The sequence below is a fragment of the Citrobacter sp. NCU1 genome (assembly GCF_010231475.1).
Taxonomy (GTDB): Bacteria; Pseudomonadota; Gammaproteobacteria; order Enterobacterales; family Enterobacteriaceae; genus Citrobacter_D.
Genome location: NZ_NRDO01000042.1, coordinates 1 through 16,266, shown reverse-complemented (window position 1 = coordinate 16,266; position 16,266 = coordinate 1). Strand labels below are relative to the sequence as shown.

At 49.2% G+C, this 16,266-nt stretch carries 13 protein-coding genes and 6 pseudogenes; 8 read left to right on the top strand and 11 right to left on the bottom strand.

Annotation, left to right across the window (positions count from 1 at the left end; genetic code table 11):
* The first annotated feature begins 25 nt into the window (after positions 1–25).
* Genes CJP72_RS14180 through CJP72_RS14160 form a run of 5 tightly spaced genes read left to right on the top strand, consistent with a single transcriptional unit; the run spans position 26 to position 5,639 of the window.
* Positions 26–907: a class II fructose-bisphosphate aldolase gene (locus CJP72_RS14180; protein WP_162382005.1), complete on the top strand. Its 882-nt coding sequence runs from the start codon at positions 26–28 to the stop codon at positions 905–907.
* Between the two features lie 10 nt (positions 908–917).
* Positions 918–1,919, top strand: coding sequence for a zinc-dependent alcohol dehydrogenase (locus CJP72_RS14175; RefSeq protein ID WP_162382004.1), 1,002 nt, complete (start codon positions 918–920; stop codon positions 1,917–1,919).
* A gap of 51 nt (positions 1,920–1,970) precedes the next feature.
* Positions 1,971–3,389, top strand: coding sequence for an MFS transporter (locus CJP72_RS14170; protein ID WP_238340075.1), 1,419 nt, complete (start codon positions 1,971–1,973; stop codon positions 3,387–3,389).
* A 58-nt stretch (positions 3,390–3,447) separates the two neighbouring features.
* Positions 3,448–4,749 carry an MFS transporter gene (locus CJP72_RS14165; protein WP_162382002.1) on the top strand — a complete coding sequence of 434 codons (1,302 nt, stop codon included), beginning with the start codon at positions 3,448–3,450 and terminating at the stop codon, positions 4,747–4,749.
* Between the two features lie 11 nt (positions 4,750–4,760).
* The gene (locus CJP72_RS14160) at positions 4,761–5,639 is read left to right on the top strand and encodes an aldose epimerase family protein (protein WP_162382001.1); all 879 of its coding nucleotides are present in this window, start codon (positions 4,761–4,763) and stop codon (positions 5,637–5,639) included.
* 422 nt (positions 5,640–6,061) lie between these two features.
* On the opposite strand, the pseudogene CJP72_RS14155 reads toward CJP72_RS14160, so the two are convergent.
* Positions 6,062–6,298: pseudogene (locus CJP72_RS14155) on the bottom strand (Arm DNA-binding domain-containing protein); the annotation flags it as partial.
* Positions 6,256–6,505, bottom strand: a pseudogene (locus CJP72_RS14150) (IS3 family transposase); the annotation flags it as partial. The pseudogenes CJP72_RS14155 and CJP72_RS14150, both read right to left, overlap by 43 nt.
* A 66-nt stretch (positions 6,506–6,571) precedes the next feature.
* Between CJP72_RS14150 and CJP72_RS14145 the strand changes: the two are divergent.
* Positions 6,572–7,230 (top strand): annotated as a pseudogene (locus CJP72_RS14145) (transposase).
* 218 nt (positions 7,231–7,448) lie between these two features.
* On the opposite strand, the pseudogene CJP72_RS14140 reads toward CJP72_RS14145, so the two are convergent.
* Positions 7,449–7,565, bottom strand: a pseudogene (locus CJP72_RS14140) (transposase); the annotation flags it as partial.
* Between the two features lie 74 nt (positions 7,566–7,639).
* On the opposite strand from CJP72_RS14140, the gene CJP72_RS14135 reads away from it, so the two are divergent.
* Entirely contained in the window at positions 7,640–8,320 is a 681-nt protein-coding gene (locus tag CJP72_RS14135; RefSeq protein WP_162382058.1) for an EAL domain-containing protein, read from the top strand.
* 33 nt (positions 8,321–8,353) lie between these two features.
* On the opposite strand, the gene CJP72_RS14130 is transcribed toward CJP72_RS14135, so the two are convergent.
* The 7 genes from CJP72_RS14130 to CJP72_RS14100 form a co-directional block, all read right to left on the bottom strand.
* Entirely contained in the window at positions 8,354–9,121 is a 768-nt protein-coding gene (locus CJP72_RS14130; protein WP_162382000.1) for a sugar phosphate isomerase/epimerase, read from the bottom strand.
* A gap of 97 nt (positions 9,122–9,218) precedes the next feature.
* Entirely contained in the window at positions 9,219–10,235 is a 1,017-nt protein-coding gene (locus tag CJP72_RS14125) for a LacI family DNA-binding transcriptional regulator (RefSeq protein ID WP_162381999.1), read from the bottom strand.
* 156 nt (positions 10,236–10,391) lie between these two features.
* Complete coding sequence (locus CJP72_RS14120) at positions 10,392–11,372, bottom strand: NAD(P)-dependent oxidoreductase (protein WP_162381998.1); 981 nt, start codon at positions 11,370–11,372, stop codon at positions 10,392–10,394.
* Positions 11,369–12,352, bottom strand: a complete 984-nt coding sequence (locus CJP72_RS14115) for a sugar kinase (RefSeq protein WP_342212314.1) — start codon at positions 12,350–12,352, stop codon at positions 11,369–11,371. Before CJP72_RS14115 ends, CJP72_RS14120 begins: the two co-directional genes overlap by 4 nt.
* Before the next feature lie 135 nt (positions 12,353–12,487).
* On the bottom strand, positions 12,488–13,765 hold the full coding sequence (locus CJP72_RS14110) for a TRAP transporter large permease subunit (protein ID WP_162381996.1): 1,278 nt from the start codon (positions 13,763–13,765) through the stop codon (positions 12,488–12,490).
* A 17-nt stretch (positions 13,766–13,782) separates the two neighbouring features.
* Complete coding sequence (locus CJP72_RS14105) at positions 13,783–14,253, bottom strand: TRAP transporter small permease (RefSeq protein WP_162381995.1); 471 nt, start codon at positions 14,251–14,253, stop codon at positions 13,783–13,785.
* 67 nt (positions 14,254–14,320) lie between these two features.
* On the bottom strand, positions 14,321–15,340 hold the full coding sequence (locus CJP72_RS14100; RefSeq protein ID WP_162381994.1) for a TRAP transporter substrate-binding protein: 1,020 nt from the start codon (positions 15,338–15,340) through the stop codon (positions 14,321–14,323).
* Positions 15,341–15,597: 257 nt separating this feature from the next.
* On the opposite strand from CJP72_RS14100, the pseudogene CJP72_RS14095 reads away from it, so the two are divergent.
* A pseudogene (locus CJP72_RS14095) lies at positions 15,598–15,792 on the top strand (arsenic metallochaperone ArsD family protein); the annotation flags it as partial.
* A gap of 242 nt (positions 15,793–16,034) precedes the next feature.
* Here CJP72_RS14095 and CJP72_RS14090 read toward each other — a convergent pair.
* A pseudogene (locus CJP72_RS14090) lies at positions 16,035–16,266 on the bottom strand (hypothetical protein); the annotation flags it as partial.

The following is a 16,266-nucleotide window of genomic DNA, read 5'->3' as shown; positions in this document are numbered from 1 at the left end:
GTAAAATCCGTAATAGAGGAAAACCATGTCTTACATCTCCGGTAAAAAAATGATCGCCCATGCAGTTAAGCACGGTTACGCAGTCGGTGCTTTCAGTGCTCATAATTTGGAAACTGCACAGGCTATTTTAGATGCTGCTCAGGAGACTCAGTCTCCGGTCATGATTCAGATTGGCCAGCGGGTTATTAATACCCACGGTATCGAAACCGTAAAACGGGTTTTTGATGCGGCTATTGCAAATTACAACATCCCTGTTTGTATTCACCTGGATCATTGCCACAAATATCCGCAAATCGTGAAAGCAGTAAGTATTGGATTTGATTCTGTCATGTTTGATGGCTCGCAACTTGATGATCAGGAAAATATTCGAATTACCCGTCAGGTCGTTGAAATCGGTCATGCATTGGGCCTGGGTGTTGAAGGCGAAATTGGCAAGATTGGCGGCACTGAAGATGATCTTAGTGTGGATGAAAAAGATGCCCTGATCACCACCGTGGCAGAAGCTAAATCCTTTGTTGATGCCACCGGTGTGGACTATCTGGCGGTTTCCTGCGGCACAGCGCACGGCGTTTACACCCAGGCGCCTAAACTGGCCCTGCAGCGCCTTGCTGAAATCAAAGAAGCCACTGGCACACCGCTGGTGCTGCATGGCGGGTCTGGTATTCCGGACGATCAGGTAAAAGCAGCGATTAAGGCCGGTATTGCCAAAGTTAACGTGGATACCGAGTTAAGACAGGCCTTTATCGGTGGCGTCGGCGAATTCATGAGCAAAACCCCTGAGGACTTCACACTGGCTTTCCTGATGAATACAGGAAAAACCCGTATGAAAGAAACTGTTATCGAAAAAATCAAACTGTTCGGGAGTGTAAATCAGGCCACTTCTTTACTCTCTGACACCGAAATTTGAGGGCAACCTTATGACTATCCTGAAACAAGTAAAATTTGAGGCCATCAATTCGGTCAGAATGGAAATGGTTAATGTCGAGCCACGCGAGCTTGAATCTCATGAAGTGCGAGTCGCAACCCGCTTTATGGGCGTCTGCGGTTCAGAAATTCATGTTTTGCACGGTGGTCACCCGTTTGCAAAACCCCCAATGGTTCCAGGGCATGAAGTTTGTGTGGAAGTTCTGGAAGTAGGGGCTGACGTAGAAGGGATCTCTGTCGGCGATCATGCGGTGCTTGATCCCATCATGGCCTGTATGCGTTGTCCGGCTTGTCTGCGTGGCCAATATAACCTGTGCGAACCTCCACAGGTCGCCGGGTTCCGCGCACCCGGCTTCGGCAAATCAGAGTTAATTGTTCCAGCGCATAACGTGCATGTGGCCTGTAAAAACATTCCTTTGGAGCAACTGGCCCTGGCTGAAGTCATTGCCTGTGGAACGCATTGCGTTGACCGAATTCCGACAGAGAACCGCGGCAAGCTGTTAATCATCGGTGCCGGTACCATTGGATTGTCCGTAATCCAGGCCGCGTTTATCAAGGGTATTCATGAGATCCATGTGATTGAACCCGACGCAGGTAAACGCAAGCTGGCTGAAAAATACGGTGCTGTTGCGACATACGGTATCGGTGAATTACCGGAAAGCGAGCGTTTTGACGCCATCATTGATGTGGTTTCTGCTCAGGTCACCCTGAACCAGGCGCTGACTCAGGTGCGCGCAGGAGGAACTGTCGTGATTATGGGCGTTCCCAGCAAACCGGTAGAACTGAATCTTGGTCCGGTTCAGCGGTTCGAACGCGATATCCGTAGTTCCGGGATGTATGTGGCGCAGGACTGGGATACTGCTGTTGAGTGGTTAAAGCAGGGTCTGTTTAAAACCGAAGATATGATCACGGATGTATTCACTATTGATGAGGCTGCCAGTGCCTATCAGCGTGCGCAGGACGCTGATTCAATCAAAGTATTGATTAAGTTCTGATCAATTATCCGGAGGTCAGCAATGCTCGCTGACCTCCAAAGGAGTCTAATGATGTCTACAGCAGCAGTGCATATCAGTACATCTCAGGATGTCGTCAATGCAATCAATGATAAAGGCAGTCGTAAATCTAATCTGTTTATAATTTTTGTCGCGCTTGGCGGGATTCTGGTTGATGCGTATCAGGCGACAATGGTGGGTTTTGGTAACAGTTACATTGCTCAGCAATTTGGGATCTCTCCTGGATTTGCTGCGCTGGTCAACGCGTCTGTACTGGTCTCTGCATTAATCGCCGGCTTGTATGCGCAGTCCATTGCAAACCGCTTTGGTCAGCAGAAAACGTTTTTGATCGGTATGGGACTGTGTACTGTCGGTGCTCTGGCCGTCGCATTTGCCCCGAATATCTGGGTTGTACTGTTATGCCGTATCCTGATGGGGGTGGGACTGGGGATCGATTTCCCGCTGGCCACCACCGCAGTTAGCGAGTTAAAAGGCGCAAAATCCAAGAAAACGGGCAGTTCCGTTAACCTTTGGCAGATGGGCTGGTATGTCTCCACCATGATAGTTTATCTGGTGCTGATGCTGCTCAATGCTGCGGCTATCGATCAACCACATCTGTGGCGTTACGGGATTTTTGCTGGCGGTCTATTCGCCATTCTGGTCATGATCCTGCGATATTTCATTATCGGCGAATCTGCCACCTGGGCTGCTCGCGTTGGTAAGTTTTCTCTTGCAGAAAAGCTACTGCGCGAACAATACAACATTAACGCCATTATCTCGCCAAACGCATCTGCGATGACCAGCTCGCCAAAGAGTCAGTCAATCAAAGGAGCATATGGTGTGCTCTTCACGCCCAAATACCGTTATCGCACTATCCTCGGCTGTGTCGTCGCGACGATGCAGGCATGGCAATACAACGCCGTTGGGGTTTATCTGCCGCTAACGCTGGCGGGTATTTTCTCTGGTGGTCTTTCGTATGCGTTGGGTGGTTCGGCACTGGTGAACCTGCTGTGTGGTGTCACGGGGGGCGGGCTGGGTTCCATTATGGTCGCTAAATTTGGCGCTCGTTTTCAGGCTGGATGGGGTTTTGCCTTCGTAACCTTCGCGTTATGCGCACTGGGCTTGTTGGCCGGGGCCAACCCATGGATCTCACTGATGCTGCTCGGCATGATTATTTTCTGCCATTCAGCCGGGCCGGGCGGACTGGGTATGACCATTGCAACCTTATCCTTCCCACCAAGCATTCGTACCGCAGCGATTGGATTTACACGAGCTATCATGCGTGCAGGTGCGATTGCAGGGCTGGTGCTTTGGCCAATGGCCTGGGGCGCGTGGCGTACGGATGCCTTCTTTATTCTGGCAGCAATCCCTTTCATTGGCGCTATAACCTGCCTTTTCGTTCGCTGGGATTATGAAAAAGCCAATGTCGATTCTGAAGATGAAGAAGTGATTAATTACCTCCATAAATCTTGATCTCAATAGCCGGGGGGCAACCCCGGCTGGATTAGCCATCCATTGCGAGACCCTACATATGCATGACAATAACAAGAGACATAGTCCGGTTAGTCGCTCCAAATTGCGTAGAATCGTTGCAGGTAGCTTTGCGGGTGCGCTGCTGGAGTGGTATGACTTTTTTATCTTCGGAACTGCAGCCAGTATCATTTTCGGCCCAATTTTCTTTCCTACATCCGATCCGATATTCGGGACAATGGCCTCATTCGCGACCTTTGGCGTCGGCTTTCTGGCTCGCCCACTGGGTGGCGTTGTATTTGGTCATTTCGGTGACAAAGTTGGACGAAAAGTCACCCTCATCTGGACGCTCTCGATCGTGGGATTGTCCACGTTTCTTATTGGCCTGATCCCAACCTATGAGGCAATCGGAATTTTGGCTCCGATAATTCTGGTCGTATTGCGCCTTGTTCAGGGTTTTGGCCTTGGTGGCGAATACGGTGGTGCGGCGCTGATATCTATTGAGGCCGCGCCAGAACACCGTCGCGGATTTATCGGTTCATTGCCTCAGGTCGCGGCATCCGCCGGGATCATGTTGGCAACCGCCGTTTTCTGGCTGTTGTATCAGTTCCTGACTGACGAGCAAATGATAGCGTGGGGATGGCGTATTCCCTTTTTACTTTCGGCTGTCATGGCTATCGCTGGCATGTATATACGTGCTAATTCGGTTGAAACCCTGGATCTGTGTAAAGATGCGCCGCATCCGGATGATGCCAAACCGCTGGTCGCATTATTCAAGCATCACCGCAGAAATATCTTTCTTGCCTTTGGCGCTCGTCTTGCTGAAACAGTATCGTCAAATACCGTGAATGCATTCGCGATTTCTTATGTCGCAGTTCAATTGGCGATGGGGAAAGATTTACCCTTAAAGGCCATCATGATCGCTTCAGCCGTAGGGATGATTATTTGCCCGCTTGCAGGGTGGTTGTCTGATCATTACGGTCAACGACGTATATATAAATGGGGGGCTGGTTTTTTAGTTATCGCAATGTTCCCGTATTTTTATCTGCTGAATACTGGCGACGCCATGCTCATCACATTGGCCATGATTCTGGCTTATAACCTTGGGCCAACAATGATGTTCGCTGTTCAGCCGACGATGTTTACGAATATGTTCCGCGCCCGCGTCCGATATTCTGGGCTTTCGGTTGCCTATCAATTTTCTGCCATTCTTGGTGGCATGACGCCCTTTATCTGTACCTGGCTGCTTAATCAAAATAATGGACAACCGTGGCTGATTGCAGCCTTTGTCGTCAGTATTTCTGCAATCTCTTTTATGTGTGTCCATTTAATTAACAGACATATCTCTGAATCGAAAATATAACAGGAAACCCTATGACTGAACATTTTATCCGCCTTCAACAAGATTTCGCGACCGATTGGCCGGGTCCTGTTGGTCCTGTCATCACACTCAGTAACCAGGATCTGACTCTGAGTATTTATCCGGATGATGGTTGTCGTATCCGCTCTATGCAGGCCTTTGGGATGGAAACATTGCGTCCCTGGGAGCAGGGAAAGCGTGCCTTCCAGTATGGATGTTTCCCTATGGTTCCCTGGGTCGGTCGTGTAGAAAACGGGGTTTTTTACCACGAGGGCATTCGCTATCAATTACCGCAGAATAAATTTCCGCATGCGATGCACGGTATCGCTTGTATGCAGCGCTGGGAAGTCCTGTACGCAACAAAAACACAAGCATTGTTCCGTATTGAACTTAGTGACCCATGGCCGTTTACAGGCAGTGTGTTGTATGAAGTTCGTCTGGAAGGCAATAACGTCATCATGAAACTCAGTATTTTTACCGCTGAGCGTGCGTTTCCTGCCAGTGCTGGCTGGCATCCATGGTTCAAAAAACAACTGGATGGCACTGAAGAAAATCAGTTGCTGATAACTTTCCGTGCTGACTGGCAGGAAGAACCTGGAACCAATGAAGTCCCGACCGGAAAGCGGGTAGCACCAGGAAATGGGCCGTGGGATGATACTTTTGGATTTAATTGCGGGGCCAATGTTTCATTATACTGGGGAAGTAAATTAACCCTCAATATCTCCAGCACTGGCCATTATCTGACGGTATTTGATAAACAACCTGATGCTACCTGTGTGAATACATTAACGGATCGACCCAATGGCATTAACAGCCACCAGGTTAATCTGACCACACCGGATCAACCGACTGAAATTACCAGCATACTGACCTTCACACGCGGTATTGCGTAAATAATGGCTCACTGAATCCACAGCAGTCCAACTATCAGACGGCTGTGGATTATTTTCACAGATGTTACTACCGATGTAAAAATGCCCCACAGACCAATGTAATTAGTACCTCATGAGGTAAAACTGGCCGTTTTAAGCGAGCTGCCGATGCTAACATTGGCGTCAGGAGTAGAGAACACTCCCTTGTCGCCGATCATTAGATAGTTAATGACCAGAAATTTCAATTAGTGTAATTTCTTTTGGGTGATAGTGGTTTTTATCTATTTTTTATAATCAACATATCTGGCCAGATATGTTTTTTTATAACAATTTTATAAGTTAAGAAATCTGCCATAATGACAAATCCCTTTAATTTATAATTAGAGATTTGCCACAGTCTGAAACGTGTAATTAAGCTGCACATCGCGAACCGACCTTTCTTAATTTCTGGCAGACAATGGTTAGATACCCTCGGCCAGCTTTTTTCTGGCTTCATCGCATAGTGCCCTCGCTTGTGCAAGGGACACTGCCGGATAGATACCGAAAGCCATACGCTTCTCTTTACCATTGAAGCGATATTTCATCCGCCAGTATCGAGAACACGAGGGAACGACGTCAAGATTCAAACCAGCACCATCTGCCAGTGGTAGACTGTTCTGCTCTGCATCAGTAACCCGCATCCTCGGCGGATGCTGATACGGTATGCTGCCTGCAGGAAATGCACCACCTGGCGCTTCTGAGCCGGCCTCAGAACTTTTGCTTCAGCACCTCCTCCAGCATCTCTTTATCCAGACTCAGGTCTTCTTCAGCCGCTGGTTTTCATCTTCCCGTTGCCGCAGACGTCGCAGTTAAGTCACGCCCAGACCGGCAAATTTCTTCTTCCAGTTAATGGAATGGACTACCTCCTCCCTCTGCGGTTAACTGTACGAAATACGTTCAGCAGGCGAATCACCATGAATATCGCATTTCTGGGTATTGTCTGGCTAAAAATGTCTTTCCGCTCTGCGGGTTAAACCAGGCTGGTAAGCCGGTTTATTCAAAACGTACCGGCCGAAAAGAATTACTCCAGACGGTGGCGAATATTCCGGCCTGCCTGATTGGTGTCGAAGCATCCACAGGCGCATTTTACTGGCAGCGTGAGTTTGAGAAACTGGGTCATAAAGTAAACGTCATCAGCCCTCAGTATGTAAAAGATATTGTGTTCAGGCATTCCGAAGCCTGCCAGCGTATTGCCAAAGTTAAGGGTATCGACCCAAAAATGGCCACTACCGTCGTTGCCGCGACAGACAAAGGAACTGAATTTAAGCATGGTCGTCACTTTGCAGCCTGGCTGGATCTGGTTCCGCGTCAGCACTCCAGTGGTGACAGACAGGTGTTGATGAATATGACGAAAAAAGGCGACAGGCATCTGCGGCCCCTGTTTATTCATGGTGCCCGTGCTGTCGTCAGAGTTGCAACAAATAGTAATGATGGCGATATGAATCAGTGGGTTAACCAGTTGAAAGAACGGCGAGGGTTTAACAAAACAACCGTGGCGGTCGCTAACAAAAACGCGAGAATAATCTGGTCGATGCTGAGAAATGAGACAGAGTATCAGGTAGTTGGAAGTTAATTCCCAGCAAGAAAAGTTGCAGCGTACTGAGAAATGGTGACAGGTTGCACCTGCACAATCGGAACCTGATTTTTATACTGGCCTCAGAGGCCGTCCAGTTGTTGAGGCGATGGTGTGTGTATTCCCCATTTGGGCACAGGTTTTCCTGATGCCGGATAGATGTAAGCAACACCCCAAAATCAGATTCAGTACTTGCAAAACGGAGGTAGTCCATAAATGTAAAAGGTGGCCTCAGAAATGCCCATCTTTCTGCAGACTTCCCCGACGCGGGTGCCGGTTTCGGTCTGTTTCAGCGCCAATGCAATCTGTTCTTCGGTATAACGGGTCTTTTTCATGGTGATGTGCCTCCCGGTGAGATGGAAGAAAGACCGAATACTTCAGTTTAGACTGGCACTGTTTTCAGGGGGAGATCAACTGGGTTGGTTGCGAGATCCTGATACGCTGGTCACATCCCACACTCGGCATTTTCCCACCGGACAGTTTCATCCCTTTAGCTGAACGCTGTAACCTCATTGTGCCGATGACCCAGGCATTGATGGTTCAGGTACGTAAAGAGTTTGCTCCTATGGTTCACTTATTGCCGAAAGATTTTCATTTCGCTTTCAATATCAGTGCCAGCCAGTTCAAAGACTTCAATCTGGTGGAGGACTGCCGGACCTTCATCCAGGCATTCAGTGACAACCCTGTTAAGCTGGTTCTGGAGCTCACCGAGCGGGAGTTGCTGGTCACTGATGGTGCGACGGAAATGCTGGTGGCAGAACTGCACAAGCTGGGGGTGCTGATCGCCATTGCTGATTTTGGCACGGGTAATTCCAGCCTCAAGTATTTGCAAAGCTTCAACGTTGATGTCCTTAAAATCGACAAGAGATTTGTCAGCAATATTGGCATCGATTCGCACTCAATCCATATCATCGACAATATCATTGATCTGGCCTCCCGGTTACACCTGCAAACCGTGGCAGAAGGGGTTGAAAATGAAGTTCAGGCAGCATATCTGAAAGCACGCAACGTGACTTATCTGCAGGGGTATTTATACGGTAAACCCATCCCCATGGATGAGTTCGCCAGACAATTTTACGCCTCAGTTTAAGTGTCTTGTAGCGGTCAATTTAAGTTCGAAGAATCAATCCGGGCTGTGCCTGCCCGCCTTTCGCAATAACGTAACGTAATATTGAGTCACGGCTGTCAAATCCGGACCTTCCAGGGGAAACTCAATCCCGAGTGGCGCCTCAGTGGGTAATAACTGCAGTAATGCCAGCCAGCGCGAAGAGGCTGGCTCAGGCGCAATCGCGCGAAAGGTATTCCGATGAGGTTCCGCCGCTTTCACATGGATATAGCTCACAGACGGTGCCAGTTGATGAGCTGCCTCTTCCGGCGATGAGCCAGCCCACAGCCAGTTCCCCATATCAAACGTCAGCGTAATCGGTAATCCCAGTGCGCGGCAGGTAACCTGAAAACGCTGCATTACCGGCAACTGCCCGCATTCAGTCTGATCATTTTCTACCACCAGCGGTACGCCAGTATCGGCAAGCCAGTGTCGCAATGTTTCCACTGCCGGAACCTGACCAAAGTGCCCCAGCGACACTTTCAGCCACTGCGCATTAAGGGTTTGAGCCTCCTCAAGTAGCGCTGGTATTTGCGGGTTGAGCGAACTATCCGGCAGATACAATGGCTCAGGCGCAGAGTAGCATGCCTGCAAATTATGCTTCCTGATGGTGTGCGCCAGCGAAGGTAAGTGGTTTAACTCTTCAACTGATAACATCTCCCGACGAATTTCGACGCCTTGCGCACCCGACTGCGCTATTACGGGTAACATGGCCACCTGCCCACCAGCTGCACGTACGGTCTCATAGCCATAGGCGGCGGTTACCACAATAATTTTTCTGCTCACTTATCGCTCCGTTGCCATCAAATCCTGGTTTTAGCCCTGAATGAAATCGATCCCATACAAGTGATATTTATCACGTGTTGACTGTCATAAAAGAAAACTAACGAACCGTTGAACCGCGCACCAGCAATTCACCAGGGAATAACTGCTCATTGACGGGATCTTTGGCACCGCCAATACGACGGATGACCTGTTCGGCGGCAGCATAACCAATTTGCCAGGTGGGTTGTTTGAGCGTGGTGATACCAACGCCAGCCAGTTCAGCCCATTCCAGTTCGTCAAATCCCAGCAGGCCGATATCGCTCCCCCATTGCAGACCAATACGTTTCAGGGAGCGGGCAACCTGTAACGTTAAGGCACCGTTAGCGGAAATAACCGCTTTGCGCATGCCACGGTAACGGGTATGAAACTGGTGCAATGTGTCATCAAGAAGGTCGCCTTGTGTCAGTGGTATTTCGGCACTGTCCGCCACAATCTCAGGATAACGGGCGAGAGTGGCACGAAAGTTGTTCAGGCGTTCGCGACGGGTATTGACGGTACCGATTGGCTCACTCAGGAAAAGAATGGCTTCAAATCCGTGTGTGACAAGGTGCTCTGTTGCCAGTGTTGTTGCCTGGGCATTGTCCAGTGCGGCACTGTCACAGATGAAATGGGGGATCTTACGGTCAATGAGCACCATCGGTAGCGCCGACTGCTTAAGCCGATCCAACGTATCCTCAGGCATGTGTATCGCATTGACGACCATCCCTTCAACCTGATAATTGAGCAGCAAATCGAGATAGTGTTGCTCCTGAACGCCCTCATTATTTGCATTACAAATCAGTGGGGTAAACCCATTTTTACGGCATGCAGCTTCTATGCCGCTGAGTACATCGATCGAATAGGGATTGGTTATATCGGCGATAATCAGACCAATAAGACGACTTCGCCCATGCTTTAAACTGCGAGCCATCAGGCTTGGGCGGTAATCAAGGTCGGCAATGGCTTTTTCAATCCGCGCCAGCAGTGCAGCAGAGAGAAGATGTTTTTCACCATTCAAATAACGTGAAACGCTGGTTTTTCCTGTCTGCGCTGTTTTGGCAACATCTTTTATGGTAGGGCGCGGTGATGGTTCCATAGGTACTTTTCTCATCATTATCTACGAACGCCCGGACGTAAAATCCGGGTCGTTCACTGGTGCCTCTGAGGGCTTCATTACAATGATTCTTAACGCCGTTTTAGGAGCACTCGTCCTGGCAGAATGGTGTATTCCTTTATTCATTCTGACGCCAGGTTAACGTTGAATCAGCTGGTGCAGATTGTACCCATTTTGCGTGACCGTACCGGTTAGCGCAGTAATCAGGTTATCGACGGCGCAAACCGCCATGTTGTAACGGGTTTCATGAGTAGCAGAACCAATATGCGGTAACGCGACAACATTGGGTAATTGTAACAGTTCCGAGTCGACAGGCAGCGGCTCGGTTTCAAAGACATCAAGCCCTGCGGCGCGGATAACACCCTGTTTTAACGCATGAATTAGGGCCTGCTGATCCACGATTTTTCCTCTGGCCCCATTGACCAGGATAGCGCCAGATTTCATTTGTGCCAGGCAGCGAGCATCGATCATTTTTTCTGTCTGCGGTGTCAGCGGTAAGGTCAGACAGATAAAGTCTGCTTCTGCCAGCAACTGATCCAGCGAGCAACGACGCGCTCCGTAATGTTGTTCCACTTCGCTATTCGTCGTTTCGTTGGCGTATAACACCTGCATACCAAATCCGGCATTCGCCCGGCGTGCCAGGGCGGCACCAATACGTCCCATGCCGACAATACCTATCGTCTTATGATTGACGTCCACACCGTACATTGACGCATCAATGCTGCCCGTCCAGTGTCCGGCTTTCACCCATTCTGCCAGTTCACTGGCGCGGCGAGCCGTCATCATCAGCAGCATAAAGATAGTATCTGCGGTTGTTTCCGTTAATACCGAAGGGGTATGCATCAGTAAAATACCGCGTCGTGTCAGGTCATGAATATCAAATTGATCGACACCGACAGAGATAGTCGAGATGGCTTTCAGATGGGGAGCGCAGTCCAGCAACGCATCACGTACCGGCACACTGGCGCCGATCATCCCCTGGGCATCCTGGAGGGCAGCTTTTACTGCGACCCGATTCGTGTCGTTGATCCCATCGAAAAAGCGCACCTCAAAACAGGTTTCCAGTTTGTGGTACAGCGCATCCGGAATACGTTTGTACAATACGATGGCAGGTTTCAAAGAGCACTCTCCTGTTCAAGTAAGTTCAACTGTTCGCGATGGGGGAGTCCCTCGCTGTCACCAGGCACCTGAACGGCCAGGGAACCCAAAAGATTGCCTCGTCGCACGGCTTCGGATAGCATTTTTCCTTCAATTAATCCGCTCAGTACACCAACCGCAAAACCGTCGCCGGCACCGACCGTGTCCACCACGTTTGTGACCGGAAAGCCCGGTATTGTTGCCTGTTCGCCATGAGCAGATTTAAACCATGCGCCTTGCGGCCCAAGTTTGATGACAACGGCATTCACGCCCTGATTAAGGTAAAAGTCGGCAATCGCCTCAGGATGTTCGTGGCCGGTGAGTATTTTCCCTTCACTCAGGCCTGGCATTACCAGTTTTGCTTTAAAGGCGAGGGCATTTAAGGTATTCACCATCGTGGGTGTATCACGCCACAATACAGGCCGCAGATTGGGGTCAAAAGAGACGCTTTTCCCGGCAGCAATCATCACGTCTGCGGCATGGTGGCATAACGCCAGAACACTTTCCGAGAGTGCCGCTGCCACCCCCGTCAGATGAAGGTGACGCGCGGTGAGAAAATAGTCGGCGGAAAAATCGGCCAGCGAGAGATGACTGGCGGCCGAGTTTTTGCGGAAATATTGCACGACAGGATCTGCTCCCTCTTTTTCCCGCGACTTGATTTGAAATCCGGTGGCGTACTCTGTATCGGTCGTCACCTGCTGAAAACTGATACCTTCTTTTTCCAGACAGTTCAGAACATAGCGACCAAACGCATCTTTGCCGACTCTGCTAACCCAACCTGCCCGAAGCCCCAATCTTGCGATGCCGGTAGCCACATTCAACTCCGCGCCAGCGATGCGTTTAATGAAGTGTTCCGCGTCAGCCAAATCGCCATACTCTTCGGCAACAAACATAGCCATGGCTTCGCCAATAGTGACCAGATCCAGATTATTATGGGTATCACGTGAGGATATAAGGTTCACTGTCACAGTAATCGCACTCCTTAAAAACTCATCCAGCCCTGAGACGTCAGCCATAATTGGCTGATATCTCAGGGTGTTATATCAATGTGTTATTGCCGATTAGCATGAAGAAATACGGTATAACACAGCAGTTAGTTAACTAAACCATTCGAGGGGAACCGTCACCAGTTCAGGGAAGATAATCAGCAGGACGACCACCAGAAATTCGGCCATCAGGAATGGCATCATTCCCCAGGTCACTTCACCTATTTTGAGTTTCCCTACGCTACACACGGCATTCAGGGAAGTGCCCACTGGTGGGGTAATCAGTCCCAGTGCGGTAATCATCACAAAGATCACGCCAAAGTATATTGGATCGATACCCACTGCTTTCACCACCGGCATCAGTACTGGCGCCAGGATCAGGATAATTGGCGTCTGATCCATTGCGGTGCCGATAACAAACAACAGCGTGACCAGAATCAGCAGGAAAAGGGTTGGATGATCCATAAATGGCTCAAGCAACGTGATTAGTTCACCAGGTAAATCGGCTACTGTGATCAACCATGAGGTCACCATCGCGCCGCCGACGAGGAACATGACGACTGCGGTCATTTTCCCGGCATTCAGGAACAAGCCATACAGATCGCTAAACTTCAGCTCTTTGTATATAAATTTGCCGACAAACAGTGCGTATACGGCAGCAACAACCCCGGCTTCCGTCGGCGTGAAGATGCCAAATTTCAGACCAAACAGAATGATGAATGGCAGGATCATCGCCCAGATGCCTTCTTTAAAGGCCTGACACACTTCAGCACGGGTCGGTTTTTCGAACGTGACAACGTTGTCACGACGGGAGACAAACCACCAGGTAATCAGAATACTGACCCCCATCAGGATCCCCGGAACGATACCGCCCATAAACAGTTTGGTGATGGAAACCTGAGCCGCAACACCAAACAGAATCAAACCAATACTGGGAGGAATAACCGGCGCAATGACGCCTCCACACGCAATCAGCCCCGCAGAACGGTTCAGGTTGTACCCGGCTTCGCGCATCATCGGTAACAGCATGGCGGCCAGTGCGGTGGTATCAGCCAGCGCAGAGCCAGAGAGACTGGCCATCAGGATGGCGGCGAATACAGCAACGTAACCCAGCCCGCCGGGAATGTGACCAACCAGTGCCAGTGCCATACGGACAATACGGCGTGACAGGCCACCGGCGTTCATGAACTCCCCCGCCAGCATAAAGAACGGCGCAGCAAGCAGAACGAAATTGTTTGTGCCATCTACAGCATTTTGCGCAATCAACTGGGCATCAAACAGGTCGAGATGCCACATCAAACCGACACCACTCAGAAACAGCGAAAAAGAAATGGGAATGCCGATAGCAATAGCACTCAGCAGGATGCCAAGGAAAATAAGGACTGTCATGTGTAACTATCCTCAGATTAATGTTTTTTGTTGAGGAAAAGACGAAAAATGTTTTTGAAGGCGTACAGCGCAATACCAATGCTGGCGACAACGCTGGTTATATACAAAACAGCCATCGGCCAGCCAGTTACCGGGGAAACGGTATCGATATTAATGACAGTTTGCTGCCAACCCCCTTGCAACAGGAGCCAGCATACGAACAGTATTAACGCGTTGCCGACTAATTCACAGACCTGCTTCCCCCAGCGAGGCATTTTTTCAACCAGCGAATCGACCCGAATGTGAGTACCATCTTTCATCGCGGCGATAGCCCCTAAAAATGTCAACCAGACGAAAAACAGCCGGGAGACATCTTCGGAAAAAGTAATGCCTGAATTAAATCCGTATCGCAGAATGACGTTAACAAAGACCATTAACATCATAGAGGCCAGGCAAAAAACGATGATAAAGTTGATAGTGCGGAGAATATATTTTTCTAGGGTTGCCATGGAGTATTTTCCTTGAACGAAAACCTGCTAGCGGCGCGAAATAAAACGCGCCGCTGGAAGAGATAAATTACAGGTCTTTTGTTCTTTCAAGCTCATCCTGGAATTGCTTGAGCAGGGCCGGGTCCAGCTTCGCTGCATATTTTTGTGTCACTGGCTCTACAGCAACACGCATACGCTCGATTTCTTCTGGTGACAATTCATTGAGCTGCATACCTTTGTCAATCAGGTTCTTACGGGAAACTTCGGTCATATCACGGGCGGCTTTACGCTGAGCATCACGGGCAACAATTGACGCATCTTTGAAGATTTTCTTCTCATCGTCAGACAGTTTGTCCCACAGCTTTTTGCTCACCATCAGCAATTGTGGATTATAGATATGACGAGTGCCGCTGAAATACTTCTGTACTTCATAGTATTTGTTGGCATCAACAGATGTTTCCGGGTTTTCCTGACCATCGACTGTACGGGTTTCCATGGCTGTGTAGAGTTCCGGCATCGGCAGCGGCACTGCGTTTGCACCCAGCGCATTAAACATGTCGACATACAACGGATTGAGAATGGTACGGATCTTCAATCCTTTCACATCTTCCAGTTTCGTGATCGGGTGTTTGTTATTACTGATACTACGGTAGCCCTGTTCCATATAGGCCAGTCCCACCCAACCTTTTGCTGGCATGTAATCCAGCAGTTTCTGGCCAAACGGACCGTCCAGAACAGCATCAGCTTGTGCGGTATTTTTAAACGAGAACGGGAAGTCCAGAGCCACAAACTCCGGAATAGTGCCGACGATTTGCGCCGGTGACATCATGGAAACTTCAATCGTGCCCCCCTGCATAGCGGAGGCTACTTGTTGCTCGCCACCCAGCGTGCCGTTCGGGAAAATTTTAATCTTAATTTTGTTGTCTGAGTGTTTAGCCACTTCATCAACAAAAACTTTGGCACCGATTCCTTGCGGGTGATCAATCGCGTTGACGATAGGCATCTTCAGGTTTCGGGAGCTGATATCGGCGGCCTGGGAGGTGAAAGATATCAAAGATAAGCTGGCAGCAATGAGGGTTGAAGTAAAAAGCGCTCTCGTATTCTTCATATGTATAGTTTTCCGTCTGTACGACATGAATAAATGTAGGGGATGTTGGTTACGGGGCTCTCCATTCTCTGCCTTTGCACCCGTTAGTGGTACGATATATGGAATCGATTCCATGCATCAAAAAAATGATCCATAAATTAAATATCAGTCACAAATATAGGATTAATGGGCTGTCCAGATGAATAATCGATAATGCAGTCACAGTTAAAATGAAGCCGTTCTGGCAGTAAATCATCATTGTTGCCGTTTCAGTGTAAATGAAGTGCTGCAGGACCGGCGTTTGTAGTTAAGATGTCGATCAGATTCAGGTCGATTTTTCTGCTGATGTGCAATGACTGAAAGGGCGTGGTGTAGACGTTGAACGTTACAATCTGGCACAACAGCCTGTGAGCTTTGTTCATAGCGAGTACGGGTGTGGGGTCACTCCAACTATAGGGCAGGATCGTCTACCGGGGTGGGGTCAGTCCATAAATGACTCTGAGGTGTCTGTTAAACCTGTGGCGATTCATTTCTCTTTTCCCGCAGCCCATCAGCCCCGCTTTGCCCAGGCTCAGACTCTCAATTTACGTAAGAAGCTACCTTGAGGCACCAGTACGAGTACGGAGATTTCGTCAATGAGAAAAATGGGGAGAGGTGACATGGATTATTAAAACCAACAACCCCAGGCGTTATAACAACGCAGGGGCTGTATATTTTACTGAATACTTTCCAGGTCTTTTGCTATATCACGATGGCGTCCCTGGTCAGCAATCTCACGTCCCGGCCGAGCCGGTGCTTTAAGAGCCTTTTCCAGATAGCGTTTTCCTTCGTCAGTCTTTTTCTCTTTTAGCAAAAAGTCGCCATAAAAAAAGTTTGGATCGATTCCATCAGGATTGATCGCCAGTGCTTTTTTCAGCATTTCGTCGGCTTTGTTTTTATCACCAAAG